This window comes from Lactococcus sp. bn62 (assembly GCF_029492705.2).
Classification (GTDB): Bacteria; Bacillota; Bacilli; order Lactobacillales; family Streptococcaceae; genus Lactococcus; species Lactococcus petauri.
The window spans coordinates 335,273-356,343 of the sequence record NZ_CP120417.1 but is presented as its reverse complement, the minus strand read 5'-3'; the positions used below and the strand labels follow the sequence as shown (position 1 = coordinate 356,343).

The following is a 21,071-nucleotide window of genomic DNA, read 5'->3' as shown; positions in this document are numbered from 1 at the left end:
TAAAAAGCTTTGACTATATGTCAAGCTTTTTTTCATAGTTGAGTATCTTTTGCTTAATATCTACTGCTGCTTCTTGACCCATAAAACCGCCCAAGCTGCCATCTTTACGCGTGACACGATGACATGGTAAAATGACAGGCAAAGGATTACGTGCTAATGCCTGCCCCACAGCTTGTTGTGCTTTAGGACTTCCGACACGCGCAGCCATTTCCTGATAACTTATAGTCGTTCCCGCTGGAATTTTGGGAAGTTCTAACCAAACAGCTCGTTGAAATGCTGTTCCTGTGGTCAATATAAAGTTCTGGTTCTTATTAAGTGCTTCGTAAGTCGTCTTTTCATGTTGGTCATCGAAAAAAACCTGGGTAATCTCCCCCTTAGCATTGCGCTCTACAGAGAGTGAAATATTCTCATTCAACATAGGTATTATTCTCCTCAAAATCCAACAGCCATTCTTTACGCCATAGTCCTCCAGCATAACCTGCCAGCTGCCCGGAGCTTTTTTTCAATCGATGACATGGAATCACGATTGCAAAGGGGTTGGCTGCATTTGCTGCCCCTACTGCAATACTGGCTTGCGGATGCGCGAGTCCTTGTGCGATTTCTTTATAGGTTCTTGTTTGCCCAAACGGAATATCTTCAACTTTTTTCCAGACTTTTTGCTGAAACTCTGTACCTTGCACAGCTAAAGGGAATTTAAAACTTTTTCTTTTTCTTGCAAAATACTCTTGCAACTCTTCTTCAAGTTGACATGAAATCGGAGTTGGATGTTCCAATATAATAGCATTCAATCTTGCAATCTTCGCCTGTAAATTCTTATGCTCTGTAAAGCCTAAGCGATGAAGAAACTGCGCATCACTGATACTTATCATTTGACCAATAGGTGTGTCAATATAGTTTTTATAGAGGCGCTTCTTCATGTCCTTATTATAACATAGTTCTCTCACCCAGAAACTACCTCAGAGCAAAAAAAGAGAGCGAATACCCTCTCTTTTTTACTATTTTCTAGTTCCTAAAATTCTGTTCCACGCGTCATTATAATTCGCCTCTGTACCACCAATTCCAAACTTGAATTGTGTCACAGGTGCTCCGTTTTTAGCCCAATAACTTGTGGTTGTTTCACCGGAGACTTTAACATTTTTAAGATTCCCTCCGGTTACAGTGCCTGGTTTTTGACCGGTCGACTTAAGAACAGTGCTCTGAATTACATCTGGATCTTTACTTGGTTCTGGGAACTTTTCACCAGGACCAAACACATTTGGATCCGCTGCTGCAATTGCATTGACCAAGTTTGCCATATATGTACCATTATTGACCGCAGCTGTCTTGCTGCCCATCGGCGTATTATTATCATGACCAATCCAACCTCCAAGGGATACTTTGGGCGTTGAAAGCATGAGCCAACCGTCTACATAATCATTGGAAGTACCTGTCTTGCCTGTCCAATCCACGCTACTTGCAAGCGTTGGATTAATGGCTTGTAAATCTTGTAAAAAGTTTGTTGTACGACGACTGACATCATAGGTCAAAACATTACGTAAAAGATCCTCAGTAATTGTTGATGTTGCTTGTGAAAAGACTCTCTCTGCTTGACTCTTATGTTCGTAGATATCTTTACCGGAGTCGTCTTTTATGCTTTGGACAACATAGTGTGGCTCATAAACCCCGCCATTAGCTAAGGCTTGGTAGCCATTGGTATGTTGCACCACAGTTGGCTCAATACCACCACCGAGTGGAAGAGATTCCACACTGTAGTCTGGCACATAATAGCCCATCTTCTTCATGTAAGTTTCCACGCTATTGCCAGAATCAAGAATGGCTTGATAGGTCCAATGCGCAGGGATATTCCATGACACGCCTAAAGCTTCATTAAGACTTACCATTCCGGTTCCTGTTTCGCCAACGTGCAAGATTGGAGTACCGTCAGAGAAACTTGTTGGATAGTTACTCAGCATACTTGCTGACCCAATCAATCCCAAATCAATTGCTGGTGCATAAGCTAAGATTGGTTTAATCGAAGAACCTGGACTACGCTTCGTATCAAAGGCATGATTGTTTTGATTGGTTGCATAGTCTAAACCACCAATAAAGCCAAGTACTGCTCCTGTTTTATTATCCATGAGTACATTTCCGGCTTGAACTTCACCTGTACCGTCCTGTAAAATACCGCCGTACTGCGCTACAGCATTTTGCATGGCATCATACACACCACGATTAATTGTTGTTGTGATAGTATAACCACCAGTTTGTAAGGCTTGCGCGGCTAATTCACGATATTTTTGCTTGGTGCTATCATTTCCTTGTTCTGTTGCCGAAACCTTGTCCCTCTTAATCAGATAATCATAGACGTGATTAAGGGCTTCACTGTACACAACATTATAAAGATAACCATGTGCTACAGAATCTTGTGGTTGTGAAGGCAGAAATGCTTGCGAGATATCCACAGCACTATATTTTTCGTAATCTTTTTGAGTCAAATATCCTGCACGATACATGTTAAACAGGACATTTTGTTGACGAGCTAAGCCATAAGAGAGTAGCTCTTTTGATTTGAGCGAACCATCCACATTATAAGGAGAGTAAACAATTGGACTTTGTGGTAATCCAGCAATAAAAGCTGCTTCTGGCACGGTTAAATCTTTAGCAGACTTACCAAAAATCCCTTGGGCAGCGGCTTGGACACCCGCAATATTTTTCCCTTGATTATTTCGCCCAAATGGTGAGACATTGAGATAATCCGTTAAAATTTCATCTTTACTTAAATATTGATTAAGCTGCAGTGCATAAACAATCTCGCTGGCCTTGCGTTGGAAAGTGACACTGTCTCCAAGAGACTGCTGTTTTACCAACTGTTGCGTAATCGTTGAACCACCAGAGCTTGTACCGCCACCTACGGCACCCAGAACGCCTCGAATTACTGCTTTGGGCACAACACCACTGTTCGTCTTAAAGGTTTCATCTTCTGTCGCAATCAGAGCTTTTTTCACATTTTCTGAAATTTGGTTGCTTGCTACATTAATCCTTACCAAATCACTGGAAATATCAGAAATATTTTCACCATTACTGTATTTCATGACTGAAACACCGTGAATATTATTAACCTGCTCGAGAAGTTGCTCCTTGCTTGGAACTTTGGTATTTTCAACAAGGCGAGCAAAATATCCCACACCTGCCGCAGCGCCAAATACACCAACTAAAAGAAAAAGCACACCAAAAATGACAACTACTCCACGCACGACTGAAAAAATAGTCTGAAGTGTTGTTTTCCCTTCTTCTACATCTGCTTGAACTTTTTTAGGTTTTTGAGGCTTTTTCGGAGAATTTTTACGACTTTCCTGCGTTTTGCTGGCACGCTTTTTCTCCATTTTAGCCTGCAAACGTGCCTGTGCACGTTCCTTCGACTGTTCTTGATCTTTTTTCATAATACATATTCTACCATATAGAGCAGATAAAAGATATTAGAAAAAGGATACCTATAAAACAGAAGATTTTATAGAAATATTATCCTTATAAACAAAGATAGATTTAGGTGTACTGACAGTCAAAATGACAGTCAAAAAAACTTTGTCAGGCGGATGACTTCGATTTATCGAGGTCTTTTTTAATATAAAATAAGTCAACCAATGTTGACCTATTTACTTATCCGAAGTTTACTTTTTCTTCCAATGCTTCCGTTAAAACTTGGCTCGCATTTATACCTTGTTCTTTTGCTAAGATTGCAAGGTACTCAGGGATGCTAACATTTTTGCGGACTACTTTTGAATGATACTTACGCATATAAGCAACCATATCAATGGCGATCAATGCAATTGTTGCATCTGGTTCTGCTTTTTTAACTTCTTCAATTGAGCTTGCTTTAGGCATTTCTGTATAATCTTCTAAAGCAAAGCCTAGCACTTCTTCAGCCATTTCATAAGCTTCATCAAGATCTTTTCCTTGAGTCATTGCTTCTGGAACATCTGGGAAGTGTACTGAGATATAATCTCCATCTGTTTTAAATACTGCTGGATATAGTAACATTTTTTCTCCTTTCTGAGATAAAGCAAAAGCCCTACTGGTCATTTCAGACCAGCTTGCTTTTTAATACTTGCCTCTAAACCATTTCCTAAGTCTTTATTATGCATTGGCACAATTGTTATTTTCTTAGTATCTGGATTAAACATTTTCTTGTGACTTCCACGTTGACCTTTTTCAATAAAGCCATTCTTTTTGAGAAATTTAACCATTTCTCTAGGTGTCATTGGCAATACTTCATCTCCTTTCTTAACTATATTTATATTATACACAAAAAGTGTGTATAAATCAAGCGGTAAGTGTAGAAAAAGCAAAAAATCCCCAATAAATGGGAATTTACCTATAAAGAACAGACTTTAATTATAACATAAAAAACCGCCTGACGAATCAAGCGGTTCTAGGTAGCCTCCTCAAAGTACTACCGCAATTTGAATGCTCTCTGCAAGGTTCGAACTTGTGACCCCTTCGTTACGAGTGAAGTGCTCTACCAACTGAGCTAAGAGAGCTGAAGCTCCCCCAACCTAAAAAGGGAGCTTTGTCAGACTCGTTAAATTTATAGACAATTAACTATTTTTGGACTAGGTTCTAAGACTGACACTGTTTATTATAGCAAAAAAACATCCACAACGGGAGTAGCGGATGTTTAAAATGATTATGAAGATAATCAACTAACCTGATTTAATACTAACATTTTTTAGATTTAGCTCAAAACAATATGAAAAAACCACGTTGGCAAGACGTAGCTTTTTTGCTATTTTACTAAACGAAGAACCGGTTCATTTGGCGTCTCCAGTTCGCCGGGAACTACTATATTCCCAATCATAGTTTTTATTTCATCAATTGGTAAATTAAAGCTTTGGTTCAATTCATTTTTAGTAACAATATTATTATCTATGATTACCTTATATACTTTTTCAAGTAAAGAGGGTCTTTCAATCGCCATTATATCATCTAATGGCTCCTTTGTTCTCCACTTTCTAATAGATATTTGTTTACTTAAATAAAGATAGCGATCATCATTTAATAATCCTAAATAATGTGTTTTATATACCATTGCTTGAATAGACACTTTCCAATGTTTCTTCAAATCAACAAAATATTCTAGAGAGGTAGAAAGAATAGAATCAACAAATGCTTCATCTGGTAATAAAAAATGAGAGGCAAAGAGATTAGCTTGTTTCTCAATTATATTCTTTAATTCAACGTTAGAATAGTCATATATACTTTCTATAGAATTATGTAATATAATATGTCCTATTTCATGTGCGACATTAAACCGTCGTCTAACACTAGCTTCTTGGTTATTTGTCAACATGATGAAGGGTCTATCAACTATCCAACGCGAAAGAGCATCGAGTGTATTATCAGATACTGTAGATTCTGAAACAATAATACCATTTGCTTCTGCTAAACTTATGAGATTATTAACTGGAGAAGAATAATCTAGCCCCCAAACTTTTCGTAATTCACTTGCTTTAGACTTTATTTCTTCATCAGTTATCTCAAAAATATCCTTATCTACCAGTTCAGGTAAATTAACTTTAGGAAAGTTAACGTATCTTGAAAGAGAATTAAAAATGCCAACGAGGTATTTTAAATGTTCTTTCTGCATATCTCTAGTTTTCTTCGTGGTCGAACTTTGCTTTCTAAAAAAAGTAGCTCCGCCAGCTATATTATCATTTGTGGCTGAAAAAAAAGATCTAGGGAACTTTAATACAAACATAATTTTCAATAAAGTTTCTGCACTCGGATTCTTTTTATTAGATTCATAATAAGAAACCATTTGTCTAGATACTCCAATCTTCTCAGCAAGTTCTTTCATACTCATACCTCTAGCCAGTCTAGCTGAAGTTAACTGTTTATGATTGAATTTATCTTCCATTTCCTTTTTCTATCCCTTTTCTGACTATTTCTTCTGCTTCATCTGTAAGGGTAAGATTTAATTCATTAATAATTTCCTCATTGCTTTTCATTAAGTAATTGGCATTTTTAATATCCATAGTGTCTAACCATCTTAATTCTCCTGCAACAGGTAATCCTAGGGTCACATGACTTAAATCATAATTAAATCCCCCATAAGTAAGCAAAAGATTAGCTTCATCTGTGGAGTTTTTGGCATCTTTTAAGATCTTATCGGGATCTTCAAATAAAGTAAAATCCTTATTTTTTCGGCTTTCAATCTGTCTATATATGGCTTTTCTTGGAAAATAAATGCCACCAGATGTTTTACAAATATTCACCGTAGCTCCATTGACTATGTAAGTAAAATGAATATATGAATTTTTTTTACTAGTAACATGATTTTCTTCTACATCGTAAGTCACAGATGACAAATCCAGTGTTTTTCTCACGTAAACATTTGCTAATGCATTACGAATAGGTCCCCAAGAATTTCTTGCTTCCCTCATTCCATAGAGTTCATGGTTTCTTACGTTCTGATCAAAGTATCTTTGCATTTCTTGAATGCCTACATTTAATACTCCTGGCAAGTTTTTGTCACATTTATCCGTTAAGTGATTTTCTAAAATCCCCAATATTTTATCCTCCTAAGGTTACCTCAACACTACCACGCAACCATTTTACCATTTTTTGATAAAAACGTCAACCGGACATTATCAAAAAAAAACGCCCAGTCAATCGACCGGACATTAGGAGTGGTTTTATGAAAAATTTTTAGGATAGGCTTATTATAGATCCGTGACCTTAAATGAAACAAAAAAGCCTCAGCACAATTGCTAGGGTAAAATTTATTAATCTTAACCTAGACATAATAACATGAAACAAACATTATTACAAATATAAAAACACCTAGCGTGAAGGGGCTAGGTGTCATTAATGAAGAATTTATTCTTCTCAACTATTATATCACTATTGTTCTAATAAAACAAAAAACGCCTCAGCCGAAGCCAGAGCGCAATCTTAAAATTTTTTATCCTAATTTATGACCAAACATTGCTCTCATCTCTGAATCTTTCATTTTTACAACAGGACATACTTTCGCCCAAGCATCACGATTGGCTTTCGATGATAGCCACATATATTTTCCTTCGGAAGTTACTAAATATGAATTTTTTTCTGCATCTACTACGTACATTTTATTTTCTCCTTTTTTATTTATTCCATTATTATTTGATGATGAATTTCCTTTACAATTTACAATATCCTTCGCAAATTGTTGCTGCGTGATCCCCCACTTCGATAAATAAGGAATCGGGTCCACATGGTCTGAACCGTTGTTAGGTTGGTTATGTGTACAATAATTGTGTGTTTTGATACCTGCTAAATCTCCAGTATCGAGTGTAGTTGGAATACCTGCTTGCTTAGCCAAATCAAAGAGTAGCTCACAATAAATTTTATAATCTCTCATGAACTCTTCTTTTGAACCGTGACTTTCAATTAGCTCCACTGCTGCATAAGTTTCATAGTTGTATCCACCTCCTACATCCCATGCTCCACGATTTACTGGGGCAACTTGGATAACTTGACCATTTCCCACCACATGGGTATAAAATCCCGTGTTGAGGTCTTTACGACTCATATAATCCGCTTCATTTTGTGCAGTGCTTCCAGAGTTACCTGTAGAATGAGCATGTATTTGCCGATATGGTGCATAACCGACCTGAGGTGTATCAGTTCGGATTTGTTGTTTGATGTTGTAAGACATTTAATCCTCCTTTTGTTGTTTATTATAATTTAGAACACTTACACCTGTGACTGCTCCAAAAAAGACTGCTACAGCATTTATCGTGAGCACTGCTAAATCTGTGCTCTCCCATCCATAAGCTTTACCCAGAGCCCCAACAAGTACGCTTAGAGCTGGTAATACTGTTAGTACTACCCATTTGATAATGTTATACGTTTTATTATTTAAATTCATTTTGATTATACTCCCAATAATTTTAAAGATGCTGCAATTATAGTTCCTGCAACACCCCCAATAGCAAATACTGCCTTCCAAAAATTTTGCTTATCTATAATTTTCATTTGAAATTGGCGCTCATCTGATGTGTCATTCCGCTTAATAACTGCTTGAAGAATTTCTGCATTTTGTTCTGACTGTCGTGTATTCTGCTCACGTAAAAAACGATTTGATTCATCAACCCTAGTCAAACCTTCATTCATTGTCTTTTGCATTTGAATAGTAAAATCATTCAAACGAGACAACTCTTTATCATGCTGTTTAAGTTTGTCTTCGTGCTGTTTAACCTGCTTTTCTAACTCCAATTTTTATTTTTCCTCTCTAATCAATAAGACAATTTGTATCAAACCCCGTAATTTGAAAATTATTCCCCATATTTGCATCTGGTGTTAAACTTAGCGCACCCGATTTAGACAGACTAATGCTGACCTGATTCGTCGCTGAGATAACACGTCCAAGCCATTCATGTTGTTGAGCAATATTAATAGGTATTTTGCCAAACTGAACACTTGTCCCAGCTGTAGTCGTTACTGTATTTATACGTCCTCTTAAATAAAGATTTTTGTTAAAAATACGATACTGTAAAGGAAATGTTCCTGATTTAAACCCATTCATTGTCTCAATATCTTGCCAACCTGAATCACTTAATAAACCGTCTAGGGTTTTAGATACTTCTTGAAAATTTGAATCAATAGCTTCTGCACCATTAGCCATTCCTCGATATATTTTTTCTAGCTTTTCCATTAGTTGAACCACCCTTCTTCTTTCAATTCTGCAACAACTTCCGCATACCACAGACTTGGCACATCTTCTAGTTTATATGCGCCTTTTTTTATATACATAACGTACAATCCCACCATGATTATTTCCCCTTTTCTAATTGACTTACTTTTGCTGCCAACTCAAAAATAGCTAGGTTTGCTTGTTCAAATTCTTCTGGAGAAACAATATCTACCGTTTCCCACTTATTCTCAACCCAGTCAAAACCTGTTATAAGCTTTCCTGCTTCTTCTGGTGGCTTAATATCGGTAAAAGGTCGAGCAATAATTTCATTGTCTGGAGCTTGCCATTCTGTGAAATTTTTACCTGTTACTTTATATACTGTCTTTGACATATTAATTCCCCTCTATTTTTTCTTCTAATTGAACAAGTCTTTGCAACAAGTTATCTTGCGTAGGTGTTGCTTTATTTTTGGTAATAACAACTTGGCTTTCGTCTGTGTTTTCTCCAATAGGTTCGCCCCCATCAACGTGGACCATTAAACTTCTTACACCATCAAAGAGAAGGTATTCTCCACTTTCCGGACGATAATTGAATTTAAAATTTTCATAATCTAAAGCAACTTGAATAACAAGTTCATTGTTGGCCCATGAAACGATTCTATTTTCTACTATTTTTGGTATTGTTCCACCAAACATTCCATCCGGTTCCTCTCCCAATGGGGCATTTCCTAAACCGTATTCCCATGTGTCAATATATACTGAAGGTAAGGCATTCATTTTACGACTAATCATAATCTGCACCCCTTGAGGAACAAAAGCAATAAGTAGCTTTTCAATGTTTTCAATACGATCATCAAGTACCGTGAAGTCCCCAAAATATTCACTACTTCTGGCATTAATTACTTCACTATCCTGTGTAGCATTAGCAATCACATTTTTAAAGTCATTTTCAAGATTTGTTTGTCGCTCTTCTACATCCTCTTGACGTTTTCTATATTGTTCTATCCATTTTTTTAAATTTAAGACCCAATATCCACACCAGCGCATAAATAAGTAAATTATTTTTCGAACTGCTTTTGAACTTGCTTTAGTCCACATACCTTCGGATAGCTCAAGAATATATTCATCTTTAGGTCCTTTGTCAATATATTCTGGTTCTTCAAGATTAAAATCCTCAAAGTCTGTCAGGTAGTCTTCATCGTTCGGCTCAGAGGGTTTTATTTCAGGTTCTGTTTTTAGCGGCACATAATCTTTTGACAATTCATCATATTTAGACATGTAACTCCCTTCTTATTTTTTATCTTCTAAAGCTTTTATTCTTTTTTCTTGATCATCAATTATTTTTTGCTGGTCAGATAATTTTGCACTTTGTTCAGAAATCAATTTAGCTTGCTCTTCTTGCAACCTTGCAATTTCTTCTTGCTTTTCCTTATTGATTTGTTCCTGTCTTGCAATTTCTTCCTCAAGTTCTCGTAACATTTTTTCTTGTTCTGGAACTCTATTGGCAATTTCTCTTAGAGCTTCTGCCTCGGCTTTGAGTTCATCAAGACTTTTTCTTGAATTATCAATGTTTTGTTTTGCATTATCTAATTCATCAGAAAAACCTCTGAACTGCAATTGAAATGCGGATAGAGTTTGTTTACTGGATCCCAGAACTAAATCAATCTTATGCGGTTGATTTATATCTATTGTTTTTTCAACAATTTGCTGATAAGTGACATCTGAGATAAATTTATTATCAATCGGATAATAATTTCCCAACTCAAAAGGTTGGTATCGGTCATCTAATAAATCAAGATTGACTGTTGTTACACCCCAAGTTACTAAAGCGACCCTTTGGTCTCGGAGATATTGTTCCCCTTTAGTTTTTAAATAGCTAGGTTGCTTAGTATCTGACCAATTTACAGATTTTTCAATTATCCCGAATTCTTCAATGAGTTTTTCATCATCAATATAATCTTTACCCCCATTTACAGAACTTATTGTATATCGTTCCCTTGCAAGAATTGATGTATCATTTTCTGGTTTCTCAATTTCCGCACCAGTAGGAACAATGCGAGTAATAAGTTCATCAGAATTCATTGACTTAGCAACTTCAATCATGTTTCTAGCAACTTTAATCGGTTGATTGACTTTCACACCATATTCAGCAATATAATCAAGTATCATTTCTCCATTCTGATTTCTCAGAATAAGGTTGCCGCCCAGTCTATCTATTAGCTTGTCTTTTATGGTGTCAAATGTATCTTCATAACCAATACCTCGGTAAACATTACCTGTATTGTTACTTACTGTAACTTCCCCAAGTTTAAATCGTTTATGAGGTTGAACAGTTTGGTTGTGTCTATTGATAATTGTCTCCAAATAAGCTCGTAGATTACTTACTGAAACATCTTTAAAGCGCTGTGAACTATCATGAAGATAATCAAGAAATCCAACACATTGAACAGCTTGAGTGAAATTACCTGAGCTATCCATTTTCAAGTTTTCAATTTTACGAACTCGACCTTCAAACTCTTTTCTCCCTGTTCTTGTATTAATAACCTTAATCAAGCTTATAAGCGGCTTTAATTTTGCATAACTAGGATTAGACAGTGTTGAAGTAAAAGTAAAAGTTGGAATACTTCCTAATTCTTGTTTTATGACTCCTGTCGCAAGTTTAGAAGCAGCCTCTGAAATATCGTGAATTACACGCCCTTTCGTGTCTTTATAATCCTCGTACCAAATAACTCTATACATTACATCATTACCTCACCAAGAAGTCTAAAATTGAATACTCCATTACCAATGAGTTGTAAATCGTTAACCCCCTTTAATAACTGAAAATCAAAAAATTCATTTCTTCCTTTCACAAGTGGAAACGTTTGATCCAGATATTTAATTGCTCCAGAACCATCTTCTCCTTCAAAATTTATTATGGGACTAATGGATTTATCAAATCCATTCCATAAGTGGATATTTTTAAAGTATTCCACTTTAAAAGAGAGTTGCTGCTCATATTTATCTGGATACCACATTTCATTCCACAAATCTTGTTTTGCATCGCTATCAACAATAAAAAATGGACGGGCAATAAAACTAACAGAGACTGCAATCTCATTTTTATCGTGGATGTCATCAACATTCACGCTCTCACATTTTGCATACCAATAGCCGTCCTTATCATGGGTATCATAAAGCTTAGAAAAGTCTGACATCATCAGTTCACGTTTGATCGTGTTTTCTATTGTCTTTCTATTAGCATAGGATGGAACAACTGCCATGAATCTATATTCTATCTTCCGCATTTCAAAAAAACGCTCACCAAATATAGAAGAAAAATCACTCTCCCCATTTGTATAAGGAATAGAAACTGTGACCAACTTTTCCTTGGGGGTTGGGGCTGAACGTTCTGTAAGATACAGGCCGTGAGATTTACTGTCAAAATCTGCAAATTGTATTTTTTCTTTAATTTCTAAAATGACAAACGCCCCCTATCTTGATAATTATCAAATCCTAGCTTATCTATAGTATCTGGATGTCCACCTACAATAGCTGCTCCATCAAGAACTAATTTTTCTCTTGTAGCTTGGATTAAATCATCCAATTTTTTATTAAGTACCGACCGGTCACTTTTAATTTCTCCAGAAAATCCTAGATCAACATCAAAGCCCTGTACAGCTACATCACTAGTTTTTTGAATTAAGTCACGCATTGCATTGACTGCATTTCTTGTCTTATCTTCAATACCACTAGCCACACCTAAAGCAAGGAATGACCCAACCTCACGTTTTAACAGGCGTGAGGGAGACTTAATTTCAGCCTTTTTCTTCGCTTCGGCATTCACTCTCGATACCAATGACTGCATTGCTGCTACTGCAGAACCTGCACTTGCATTGATACCATCTGCAACGCCTAAAGCCATATTGCTACCAATAGAATTAAATCCACCTACAGAACTAGCTCCATTTTTTGCGGAGTTAGCTAAAGAAGTTCCGGCATTTTGAGCACTTCCTCTTCGATATTCAATACCATGAACAAAATTCATACCAGCATCTTGCCCAGTATTTCGGAAATCGTTGGTTTTGGTTTTAGCTCCTTGACTTGCATTTTCAGCAAGTGAAGAACCCGCATTTTTTGCGCCACCTTTTCCATTTTCGACACCTTTATTATGAGCATCTGCAGCATTTTTACCATCTTGCGCTGTCTTTTGAGCTGTCTTGCTCGTCTCGCTAGTTACACCATCTTTAAGATAGGAACCTGCAGCTTTGGTATCTCCTTGCTTCAAAGCATTAATGAAATTTTGACGCCCTTTTTCACCATCACTAAACATGCCTGGTGGCAATGTTCCTAATCCTTTTTTGACATCCGCAGTAATACTTGCGCCAACAGCTTTAACATCTCCTGACTTCAATGCTGTTACGAGATTAGTCGCACCTTCTACCCCTTTTTCTTGGAGCATAGCTGCCATAATCGTCATTTGTTCTGCAACACTTGCACCGTTACTTCTGTAACTTTCAAGAATACCTAAAAGATTTTGGTCAGTCAGATTTTTCTCGTTCGCCAAAGCGGCTGCCAACTGTTCTGCAGTTGTTTGATTTTGTGCAGCTTGAAGTGCAAGCCAATTTTGCCCAAATGTTGTCTGAGCCTCAGTTAGTGATTGATTTTTATTTTGCAAGTTAATAATCTCTTGTTGGAAACTTGCTTTTTCCATCTCATCATTAGACTGAGCTTGAGCCTGCTTAAGGTTCTGAATTTCTTGATTATTCGTATTGATCAACTCAATTTGTTGTGAGTTAGAATCTCGAAGGTTCGTTAAGGCTGTGTTCGTTTCCTCTTTACTAATAGAATCCCCTAATTCGATACGCTCACGGAGCTTATCAATATAAGTTTGATTAGTTGTTCCTAATTCTTCGACTACAGCATTACGTGAATTTACCAAAGCTACTCTTTGCGATTCGGTAAGCTGATTACCAGACTTATCCGTATTACTCTTAAGCATTTGACTGTATTCATTATTTACTGCTAGTAAATCTGAGCGACTCTTTTGGAAGTCTGCCATCAAGGTAGCATTAGCTTTTTGCATAATACCTTGGCGCTCATTTTCACTTTTACCTTCGGCATTTGCGATTGCTTGACTGTATTTTTCAACAGCAGTTTGACGTTGTTTACCACCTTCTTCAATAAGTTTAAGACTCTTCTCATTGAATTTCTGCATCACTTCATTATCGCCAAATGCTTCTTGCATTTTTTGAGCACTGTCTTGTGTCGCCTGATTAAGCTTAGAAAATGTTCCACTTAATTGGTCAGCACTTGCCTTTGTACTATCCATAGCTTGAGAAAGTCGCTTTTGTGAGTCAGAAGTGTTATCTGTTTCTTTACCTAGTTCACTTGTAGCTGAAATAGTTCCTCGGATAGCTGAGTTATCCCAGACATCTTTGTAATTATTTTTAGCTTTATCAAAGCTTTCTCCGGCTTCATTAAAAGCATCTTCAGCACCTTTGGTATCCCCAGTAATTGTTTTCCAAATACCTTTTATACCGCTCCCAACCATCTTAGTTACATCCCAAACCGATTTAAAGTTTGCAATTAATAACTGGATAGCATCTACCACTGCTGCAATTGCAACAACGACTGTTCCAATAAGTATTGCACCAATTGTTTTAAAAGCATCTCCTGCACCAGATAGAATAGGTTTTAAACTAGATAAAGAATTCTTAATAGAATCAATCGCGGGCTTCATGCCTGCAAAAGCTTGTTTCGTGAAGCCTTGAATATTCCCAAAGTTAGTTGTCCAAGCTGTAGCCATTGCTGCGACTGCTGCAACAACAATTGCAAATATGCCAGCTGTGGATAAAAGAACACCACTTATCGATTTCATAGAACCAAGTCCACTAACTGCCATTGTTTTAAATCCAGATGAGGCTTTAACACCTAGGCCATGCACGACTGTTCCAGTTCCTCCTGCTGCAGTACTTGTAGCAATAAGACTGGCACTCAGTGTTTTAAGTGATGTCACTGGATGAACAATTGACGATCCAAGTGTTTTAAATCCATTAGAAAGTTTGCTTAATGACGGAAATGCACTATTAGCTCCCGAACTTATTCCTTTAAAGAAATTCAAATATTTACTATTGATTTCCCCTAATCCTTTAGGTTCAAAAGCTTTACTGAATGCATCAGAAAATAGCATTGCTCTAATCATTAAACTCTCTGTTCCGGACTGCATTGCCGACATCATTGGAGTAATGAACTTAGCTGTAAATTTTCCACCAATCGAATTACTACCAATGAAGATTTTTTCAATTCCTTTTGCAGCCGTTTCTCCAAACTGAACGAATGGAAGAGCCAAACTACTAATAAACTGTAAACCTTTATAAGCGGCTACAAGTTTGGCTACCTGTGGAATGAGAATCGCAATTTGTTTGCTATGATCTTGTATCCATGCTGAAGCATCCTTTATTTTATCTGCAACTAACTTTACGATATCCCCAAAGTTTTGAACTGATTGCGCACTTCCAAATCCCCCATACATATCGCCAAGAGCACTCAAAACACTTTTCGTAGCATTGACTACACTTGTGCCTACTCCAGCGAACTCAGTTTGGAAAATTTGAACATAGGGAACTATAATATCTCCTAACTGTTGGACCTTATTCCCCATACTTGTAAGATTGCTTTCGAAAATATTTCCGAGTGATGCAATATGCTCCTTGATACTTGAACCAGTAATCTTAGTTGATAATGTGTCCATGCTATTTACAACTGAAAGTACACCACGTGTTGTGGCAGCTTTCATATTGTCAAATGAACCCTTCCAGGTCGCACCAGCTTCCTTAGCAGCATTGGAAATCTTAGGAAAACTTTCTGTGCCTTCATTAAAGACCTTATCAAGTACATCAAAGAAATCTTCTGCACTGATTTTACCGTCACTCAAGGCATTCATGACATCTTCAGTAGACTGACCGGTTGCTTCTGCATACATACGATAAACTGGAATACCTGCTTGAACAGCACTGTTTAAATCACCCATATTCGCACGGCCTTTTGCAGCCATTTGTTGCATCTGGAGTGTTACTTGTTGAAGCTGTTCATTGGTACCATTCCCATAGAAGGAAACTGCATTCATGAAATTCTTCGTATTTCGAGTGGCCTTATCCATAGACTGGCCAGCCGTAGAGAACCCTTGAGCAGTTTTAGCCGCAGAATCTAAACCGTATGCTGTTCCTTTTGTAGCTACCGTAAGATCATCAAGCATTTTCTTTGCTTTCGAACTACTACCAGTCATAACTGTCATATTTCGAGTAAAGTTCTGCATTGTATCAGAACGTGATAATGCTGATTGAAATTGTCCTGTTACCATAGAAGCGGCAGCACTCGCCACCTTATAGACTCCTAAAGCACCTACTATATTTTTTATAGAACCTGTTGCTGAACGGTTAGAACCACTGAATTTAGAAAGAATATTTGTAGCTTTGGAAAATGTTGAGCTAAAGTTTGCATCCCGTGCTCTTAACACTGCTTCAATTGATTTTTGTGTTGCCATTATGCCTCCTCTCCAAATATTTCTTCAAAGAGTTGTTCATTACGTTTTAACTCTTCTATTTTTGTCCTATCTTCTTCTGGTATCTTCCCGAAAACAGCCAACTTGGCTTTTTTATAATCAAATATAGATTCCGGTGTATCGAATTTATAAAAAGTCTGTCCATTACGCTCTTCCGTAACATTAACTACCCTTTTCATGAATGCAGACTGGACTTGATTATCCTTGCACTTCAAATCTATTAACTCAATAGTTTTCAGACGAATATCTATCTCTTCCATAGACATGCGGTCAATTTCTGACAAAGAAAAGCCCGGAAAATACTGCAATAGTACTGCCCGAGCTTCATCGTTGTTTACTTTTAAGCTAGTTCGTTCTCTTTGGCCAGTTTCTCTACTTCTTTCATGACCTTCTTCGTAGCGTTGCAAGCTTTCGCTGTAGACTTTAAAAAACCCACAAGTTTTGTCAGCCCTTTATCATCTAATTCGCTTTCCAAACATGCATCAATATCTGTTGGTGTAACTTCTGGATATGTATTTAAACATGCTTTCACAAGTTTTGCGATACTCAAAAGATTCATATCATAGATTGCTGTCGCAAGCAAATAAGCCAATTCCTCATTAAGATCCCTATCAGAGATACGATCAATTTCTTCAAGAAATTTCATACCAAAAAATAGATTGTATTCTTTACCGTTAATTTTAATCATGATTTACCCTTTCTTTATTTAGCTGGTGCTTCAGTAACAGTAACTTCTGCGGTTGTATCATCTGTAAATGTCACAGTACCTGCTGTTACTTTTCCATCAGTAGTGGTTAAAGCCAAAGATTTAACACCTAAACCTGCTGCCCCATCTTTACCAGGATCTCCTTTTTCTGGAGTAGCACTGGCACGTTCTTCTAAATCATTGAGTAATGCTGAAGAAATCACTTCTCCAGGTGTCCATGTATGTTTTGCCATTTTTTCTGTTACCTTTCTTATTTAACTTTACTAGAATCAGTTTTAGCTGAATCCGCCTTAGCGACTTCTTCACTTCCTTTTGGAACGTATTCTGGAATACTGTCTTTTTCTTCTCCGTCCTTCAAAGAAATGTATTTGGTAATTTTAGCAACAGTTCCTGCATCAATATCTTCTTCTCCACGTTCAAATTTACCATTTGCTGTGAAGGTAGTTTTTACTGATACATTGGAATCTACACCCGCTGTTTTTTCCCAGCCACTAAGATAGCCAGAAGCCTGTTTTGAATCAAACATACCGTTTGCATTCTTTTCGGATAAATCAAGTTCCCAAACATCAACTTCCTTGTTGTTTTCTTCTGCATAGTGCAGCATTTTAACAAGCTCACTCTTAGATTCCAAAAACTCCATTTCTACTGTGTATGTCGAAGGAGACGGAGCTACAATATTACCGTCTTTTGTGGCAACCGTATCACTTTTTTGTTCTTCTTTTAGCGAGTGAGTAATTTGTAAAGCAAGGCGACGACCTTCCACTTTACCTCGTTCTTCTACTAAACCAACATAGAGGACCTGTTTCAGTCCTTGGATTGCTTTTTCCATTTTTGTTTTTTCTCCTTAATTTGAATTGCAGCTAAAAGTAATTGCTGCATGCCATAATTGGTCCTTGGTGCTGTCGTCCATTAAAAGGACATCTTCATCAAGCGTATTAATCCAATTAAAATTTTCTGTTTTTTGCAAGTTAAACACCGTTGCTTCAATAAGTTTAACCAACCTTTGAATATACGGTAATTCATCAGCCAAAGCATAAACATGAATAACCTGTTTTAAAGATACAATAGGTCTTTCCTTGGTATAAGTACCTGTTGCCAACTGCTCCCCAACAACAATGAACGGATATTTTACTGCCTCTTGAGGTAAGTAAAAATAAGTATCCACGTCCAGGAGAGGTAAGACATGTAAAAGAGCATTAGTCAGTTCTGCTTGAGGATTGAGTATTTCCATTATTTAAAAAGCCTTTCTAAATCTGAGATGAAGTTTGAAGATGCAGACTCAAACGCCAGTTGTAAATAAAATTTTCCGGGTATAAAGCGTGTGCCATATTCTTGATACGCTGCATACTCAGTGTTATAAGAAACAGAGATACTCATACCACCGTCTCTACTACTTAATTTTGCAGATCGTTTCAAGGTATAAGTGTCTACCGGAACTCTGGATTGAGATATTTTAAACATATCCGCACCGTTTCTTTTCACAACTTCTTTTACATCACTCAAATCTTCCCTCTTAGCAACTGCCTCTTGGAGGTCCTCAAGACCTGAGAGAGAGATTTCATAATCAGCCATGACCACTACCTTTTTGCTTGACTATATAAAAAGTACTTGTCTTATCATAGTTCACTCTCTTTTCAACGTTATATTTTGAGCCATTGACTATGATATACGTAACGGGTTTCTCGTATCTTGTTATAGTCCTCAAAACTTTTGTTTCATCTTTCAAGTTACCAATAACAAGTTGTGATTTTTCGGCTCCCAATTCAGATAAATTGCTAAAAATCTTTGTTTCTTCTGGTTCTGTTTGTTCAGCTCCAATTTTTCCACTATTTTCAGCAAAAACTAAAGTTACTAAAGTGTCATACCGCATCTAGTACCCCCACACATTGCCTGCACGGGCTTTTTCTTTGTACTTGGATATAATATCCAAATATGCCTTAAAGTCGTTGTCAGCATAGGAAATACTCTCACCATCTTGGCTATAACTCGTCATTCCTTCGTTCTTTCTTCGGTTGTATCGAATAATAGAAACTTCTGTGATGACAAAATTTAGCTCAGGTGGTATTTCAGGTCTATCAATCAACACAGAAAGTTGTGAAGTGACTAAACTTTCTATTGTTTCCAACAATTCATCTTGAGTATTGTCTGATATTCCTAATAGCGTTTTGATTTGTTTTATAGCCACTTGCACCTCTCCTTATGTTTTTAAGCTAATTTGATACTTGCTTGGATAACATTGTCTGCTTCAACAAATGAAGGCATAGAAGTTGCGCTTGCTTTTGTCCAAGTTGCAATAGGATCTAATCCAGATTCATAAATCATTGTGTAGATGTTCCCTGCTTGTGAGTCAAGTGTTCCACCTGTAACAAGTCGCGCTTCTTCTGGGGTCATACCAAATACAGTTGAACCAAGTGAACCACTAGGGATGAAAGCAATATCTCCATCTGCAACAAAACGATGTTTTTCATATTTACCGTTTGCCAATTGTTTACGATAAGCTTTGTTATACACTTGAATTGTTGGCAATCCAGCTGCGGTCAAATAATCATTCAAGCCAGTCAATGTCGCCATTGTGTTTGATTTTTCAAATTTCTTTTGAACTGAAGCATTTTGGAGAATTTTCTGAGCTGTCAAGCCATTCATAATCATTTCATCTGGTTCAACATCAGCTTCAAGTACCCAGTTCATGATGTCAGCAATCGGATCAGAAGCTTCAGTTGACCAGTCAGCTTTTTTCTGGTTTTCCTTTTTCATTTGGTAATCAACAACACTCTTAATGCCGTTTTCATCAATTGTGATTTTACCTTTTGTCAATACTTCCATACGCATTGCTTCAATACGTGCTTTGACAGAATTAATCATGTGCTCAGTATCATTGAAAATATTTCGGATAGCGAGTTCTTGCTGTTGTTGGAAACCTGGTGCTTTGAGTGTAAGAAGATTTTCTTCTGACAAGCGGATTTTACGTTTGATATAAGCAAGTTCCATGTCTGTCATACGACCTTCACGGCTCGCAATTTGCGCTTCAGCATCAAAAGCTGAAACTGATGCAACAACTGGTGTGCGATTACCTGTACGGATATCACGGAAAGTAAAGCTTGGTACTTTAACTGAAGGGAAAAGTTTGTCACCAAGATACTCTGTTGTTGTCAACTCATTTGAGAATGTGATGAGTTCCTGTGGTGTAATGATGTCATTAATTGTTGCCATTATTTTGTTCCTCCTGCTGTATCTTTGTCTGTTTTAGCTGCATCTGCTTTCGCAGTTGTATCTGTTGTTGCTGGTTGGTTATTTTCAAGATAGAATTTAATACCCGTCAATGCTGCTTTAGCTTCTGGTGTAGGTTGTTCTGGAAGACGATCCCCAAGAACATATCCTTCAACGATAACCCCAATAGGTTGTTCTCCATTTGACACATCAGCATCACTAATTGTGATCCCAATAGCTGATGCATCATTTTTAGGATAGAACGATCCGGCTGGAATAATTCCATCTTCATTTTTGTTAGGATGCGTTGCATCAACTTGATGTGTGAAACTGATGAAGTGTTGAGATTGTAAAAAATTAATTACTTCAAAACTTTTTTTGCTACGTGTAAACATATTTATGCTCCTTTTCGTTTGTTTGCTTCAGCGGCCATACGTTGGCCAAGGCTCGGTCCTGTTTTTTTAGAACTTGCAGTTGTTTTCTTGCTTTTCGTATCTGAAAGCAATGTTTGAATTGATGTTGCTGTAGTTTCATCAAGAACCTTTTTCAGAAGAGGGACAAGTTTATCTGCAGTTTCTTTTGGCAAAGTCGCAATAAATTCTGAAGCTTCTTTTACGGATTCTTCAGACAGCGCCAAGTTTTCTAGCATTGGTTTAGTTTCCTCAACACTGTAAGTTTCTGCAGCAACCTCTTCTGTTTGTTCGTCAGAGTTATCATCGGTCTGAGTATCTGTTTCGGTATCGTTTTCCGATTCAGCCACTTGCTCCCCTGACTTCTCTTCTAGTTTTTCAACATCATCTTGGATGTTATCAACAGCTTCTTGCTCCTCTTCTGTCTCTGCAATATCTTGGAATGAATTCAAAGTATCTTTCAGAGCTTGAAGTAAGCTTTTTTTGTTTTTTGGCATATTTGCCCCTCCTTTTGTATTTCAGTGTTCTTTAAAGCCTGCACTGATAAAAAGGC

Annotated in this window: 27 protein-coding genes, 1 tRNA gene and 1 pseudogene; all 29 read right to left on the bottom strand. The window is 37.1% G+C overall.

Going from position 1 to position 21,071, the window contains the following annotated elements; genetic code table 11:
* Positions 1 to 13 precede the first annotated feature (13 nt).
* Positions 14 to 418, bottom strand: a complete 405-nt coding sequence (locus P3G65_RS01965; RefSeq protein ID WP_019291361.1) for a methylated-DNA--[protein]-cysteine S-methyltransferase — start codon at positions 416 to 418, stop codon at positions 14 to 16.
* Entirely contained in the window at positions 408 to 917 is a 510-nt protein-coding gene (locus tag P3G65_RS01960; RefSeq protein WP_019291362.1) for a methylated-DNA--[protein]-cysteine S-methyltransferase, read from the bottom strand. The genes P3G65_RS01965 and P3G65_RS01960 overlap by 11 nt, the downstream gene beginning before the upstream one ends.
* A 78-nt stretch (positions 918 to 995) precedes the next feature.
* Positions 996 to 3,419 carry a transglycosylase domain-containing protein gene (locus tag P3G65_RS01955; protein ID WP_019291363.1) on the bottom strand — a complete coding sequence of 808 codons (2,424 nt, stop codon included), beginning with the start codon at positions 3,417 to 3,419 and terminating at the stop codon, positions 996 to 998.
* 217 nt (positions 3,420 to 3,636) lie between these two features.
* Positions 3,637 to 4,017 carry a type II toxin-antitoxin system HicB family antitoxin gene (locus tag P3G65_RS01950; RefSeq protein ID WP_284071273.1) on the bottom strand — a complete coding sequence of 127 codons (381 nt, stop codon included), beginning with the start codon at positions 4,015 to 4,017 and terminating at the stop codon, positions 3,637 to 3,639.
* Positions 4,018 to 4,055: 38 nt separating this feature from the next.
* Positions 4,056 to 4,244, bottom strand: coding sequence for a type II toxin-antitoxin system HicA family toxin (locus P3G65_RS01945; RefSeq protein WP_029343517.1), 189 nt, complete (start codon positions 4,242 to 4,244; stop codon positions 4,056 to 4,058).
* Between the two features lie 200 nt (positions 4,245 to 4,444).
* Positions 4,445 to 4,517, bottom strand: a tRNA-Thr gene (locus P3G65_RS01940).
* Between the two features lie 245 nt (positions 4,518 to 4,762).
* Positions 4,763 to 5,893: an XRE family transcriptional regulator gene (locus P3G65_RS01935; RefSeq protein WP_284071272.1), complete on the bottom strand. Its 1,131-nt coding sequence runs from the start codon at positions 5,891 to 5,893 to the stop codon at positions 4,763 to 4,765.
* Positions 5,883 to 6,545, bottom strand: coding sequence for a hypothetical protein (locus P3G65_RS01930; RefSeq protein WP_284071271.1), 663 nt, complete (start codon positions 6,543 to 6,545; stop codon positions 5,883 to 5,885). Before P3G65_RS01930 ends, P3G65_RS01935 begins: the two co-directional genes overlap by 11 nt.
* Before the next feature lie 551 nt (positions 6,546 to 7,096).
* Positions 7,097 to 7,675, bottom strand: a pseudogene (locus tag P3G65_RS01925) (N-acetylmuramoyl-L-alanine amidase); the annotation flags it as partial.
* Entirely contained in the window at positions 7,676 to 7,888 is a 213-nt protein-coding gene (locus P3G65_RS01920) for a phage holin (RefSeq protein ID WP_165719023.1), read from the bottom strand.
* Between the two features lie 5 nt (positions 7,889 to 7,893).
* Positions 7,894 to 8,235: a hypothetical protein gene (locus P3G65_RS01915; protein ID WP_173817298.1), complete on the bottom strand. Its 342-nt coding sequence runs from the start codon at positions 8,233 to 8,235 to the stop codon at positions 7,894 to 7,896.
* 16 nt (positions 8,236 to 8,251) lie between these two features.
* Positions 8,252 to 8,674 carry a hypothetical protein gene (locus P3G65_RS01910; RefSeq protein WP_284071270.1) on the bottom strand — a complete coding sequence of 141 codons (423 nt, stop codon included), beginning with the start codon at positions 8,672 to 8,674 and terminating at the stop codon, positions 8,252 to 8,254.
* Positions 8,674 to 8,790: a CD1375 family protein gene (locus P3G65_RS01905; protein ID WP_019291619.1), complete on the bottom strand. Its 117-nt coding sequence runs from the start codon at positions 8,788 to 8,790 to the stop codon at positions 8,674 to 8,676. Before P3G65_RS01905 ends, P3G65_RS01910 begins: the two co-directional genes overlap by 1 nt.
* Positions 8,791 to 8,792: 2 nt before the next feature.
* Complete coding sequence (locus tag P3G65_RS01900; RefSeq protein WP_107106027.1) at positions 8,793 to 9,044, bottom strand: hypothetical protein; 252 nt, start codon at positions 9,042 to 9,044, stop codon at positions 8,793 to 8,795.
* Position 9,045: 1 nt separating this feature from the next.
* Complete coding sequence (locus tag P3G65_RS01895; RefSeq protein ID WP_270335442.1) at positions 9,046 to 9,930, bottom strand: hypothetical protein; 885 nt, start codon at positions 9,928 to 9,930, stop codon at positions 9,046 to 9,048.
* 12 nt (positions 9,931 to 9,942) lie between these two features.
* Entirely contained in the window at positions 9,943 to 11,391 is a 1,449-nt protein-coding gene (locus P3G65_RS01890; protein ID WP_284071269.1) for a phage tail protein, read from the bottom strand.
* Entirely contained in the window at positions 11,391 to 12,014 is a 624-nt protein-coding gene (locus P3G65_RS01885; protein WP_284071268.1) for a hypothetical protein, read from the bottom strand. Before P3G65_RS01885 ends, P3G65_RS01890 begins: the two co-directional genes overlap by 1 nt.
* Positions 12,015 to 12,106: 92 nt before the next feature.
* Complete coding sequence (locus tag P3G65_RS01880) at positions 12,107 to 16,177, bottom strand: tape measure protein (RefSeq protein WP_284071267.1); 4,071 nt, start codon at positions 16,175 to 16,177, stop codon at positions 12,107 to 12,109.
* A complete protein-coding gene (locus P3G65_RS01875) occupies positions 16,177 to 16,602 on the bottom strand; it encodes a hypothetical protein (protein WP_157795104.1) in 426 nt (141 codons plus the stop codon). The genes P3G65_RS01880 and P3G65_RS01875 overlap by 1 nt, the downstream gene beginning before the upstream one ends.
* Positions 16,536 to 16,883, bottom strand: a complete 348-nt coding sequence (locus P3G65_RS01870) for a tail assembly chaperone (RefSeq protein WP_195917696.1) — start codon at positions 16,881 to 16,883, stop codon at positions 16,536 to 16,538. Before P3G65_RS01870 ends, P3G65_RS01875 begins: the two co-directional genes overlap by 67 nt.
* A 14-nt stretch (positions 16,884 to 16,897) precedes the next feature.
* A complete protein-coding gene (locus tag P3G65_RS01865; RefSeq protein WP_019335646.1) occupies positions 16,898 to 17,134 on the bottom strand; it encodes a hypothetical protein in 237 nt (78 codons plus the stop codon).
* 17 nt (positions 17,135 to 17,151) lie between these two features.
* The gene (locus tag P3G65_RS01860; protein ID WP_195917695.1) at positions 17,152 to 17,730 is read right to left on the bottom strand and encodes a phage major tail protein, TP901-1 family; all 579 of its coding nucleotides are present in this window, start codon (positions 17,728 to 17,730) and stop codon (positions 17,152 to 17,154) included.
* A gap of 15 nt (positions 17,731 to 17,745) precedes the next feature.
* Complete coding sequence (locus P3G65_RS01855; protein WP_195917694.1) at positions 17,746 to 18,132, bottom strand: hypothetical protein; 387 nt, start codon at positions 18,130 to 18,132, stop codon at positions 17,746 to 17,748.
* Positions 18,132 to 18,473 (bottom strand): HK97-gp10 family putative phage morphogenesis protein, encoded by a 342-nt coding sequence (locus P3G65_RS01850; RefSeq protein WP_019335780.1) that lies wholly within the window; start codon positions 18,471 to 18,473, stop codon positions 18,132 to 18,134. Before P3G65_RS01850 ends, P3G65_RS01855 begins: the two co-directional genes overlap by 1 nt.
* On the bottom strand, positions 18,466 to 18,771 hold the full coding sequence (locus tag P3G65_RS01845) for a hypothetical protein (RefSeq protein WP_198494614.1): 306 nt from the start codon (positions 18,769 to 18,771) through the stop codon (positions 18,466 to 18,468). The genes P3G65_RS01850 and P3G65_RS01845 overlap by 8 nt, the downstream gene beginning before the upstream one ends.
* A complete protein-coding gene (locus P3G65_RS01840; protein ID WP_284071266.1) occupies positions 18,772 to 19,086 on the bottom strand; it encodes a phage head-tail connector protein in 315 nt (104 codons plus the stop codon). It abuts the gene before it with no gap.
* A gap of 20 nt (positions 19,087 to 19,106) precedes the next feature.
* Entirely contained in the window at positions 19,107 to 20,111 is a 1,005-nt protein-coding gene (locus P3G65_RS01835; RefSeq protein ID WP_284071265.1) for a major capsid protein, read from the bottom strand.
* Positions 20,111 to 20,503: a hypothetical protein gene (locus tag P3G65_RS01830; RefSeq protein ID WP_195917692.1), complete on the bottom strand. Its 393-nt coding sequence runs from the start codon at positions 20,501 to 20,503 to the stop codon at positions 20,111 to 20,113. The genes P3G65_RS01835 and P3G65_RS01830 overlap by 1 nt, the downstream gene beginning before the upstream one ends.
* 2 nt (positions 20,504 to 20,505) lie before the next feature.
* Positions 20,506 to 21,015: a hypothetical protein gene (locus P3G65_RS01825; RefSeq protein ID WP_213439083.1), complete on the bottom strand. Its 510-nt coding sequence runs from the start codon at positions 21,013 to 21,015 to the stop codon at positions 20,506 to 20,508.
* Positions 21,016 to 21,071: the final 56 nt, after the last annotated feature.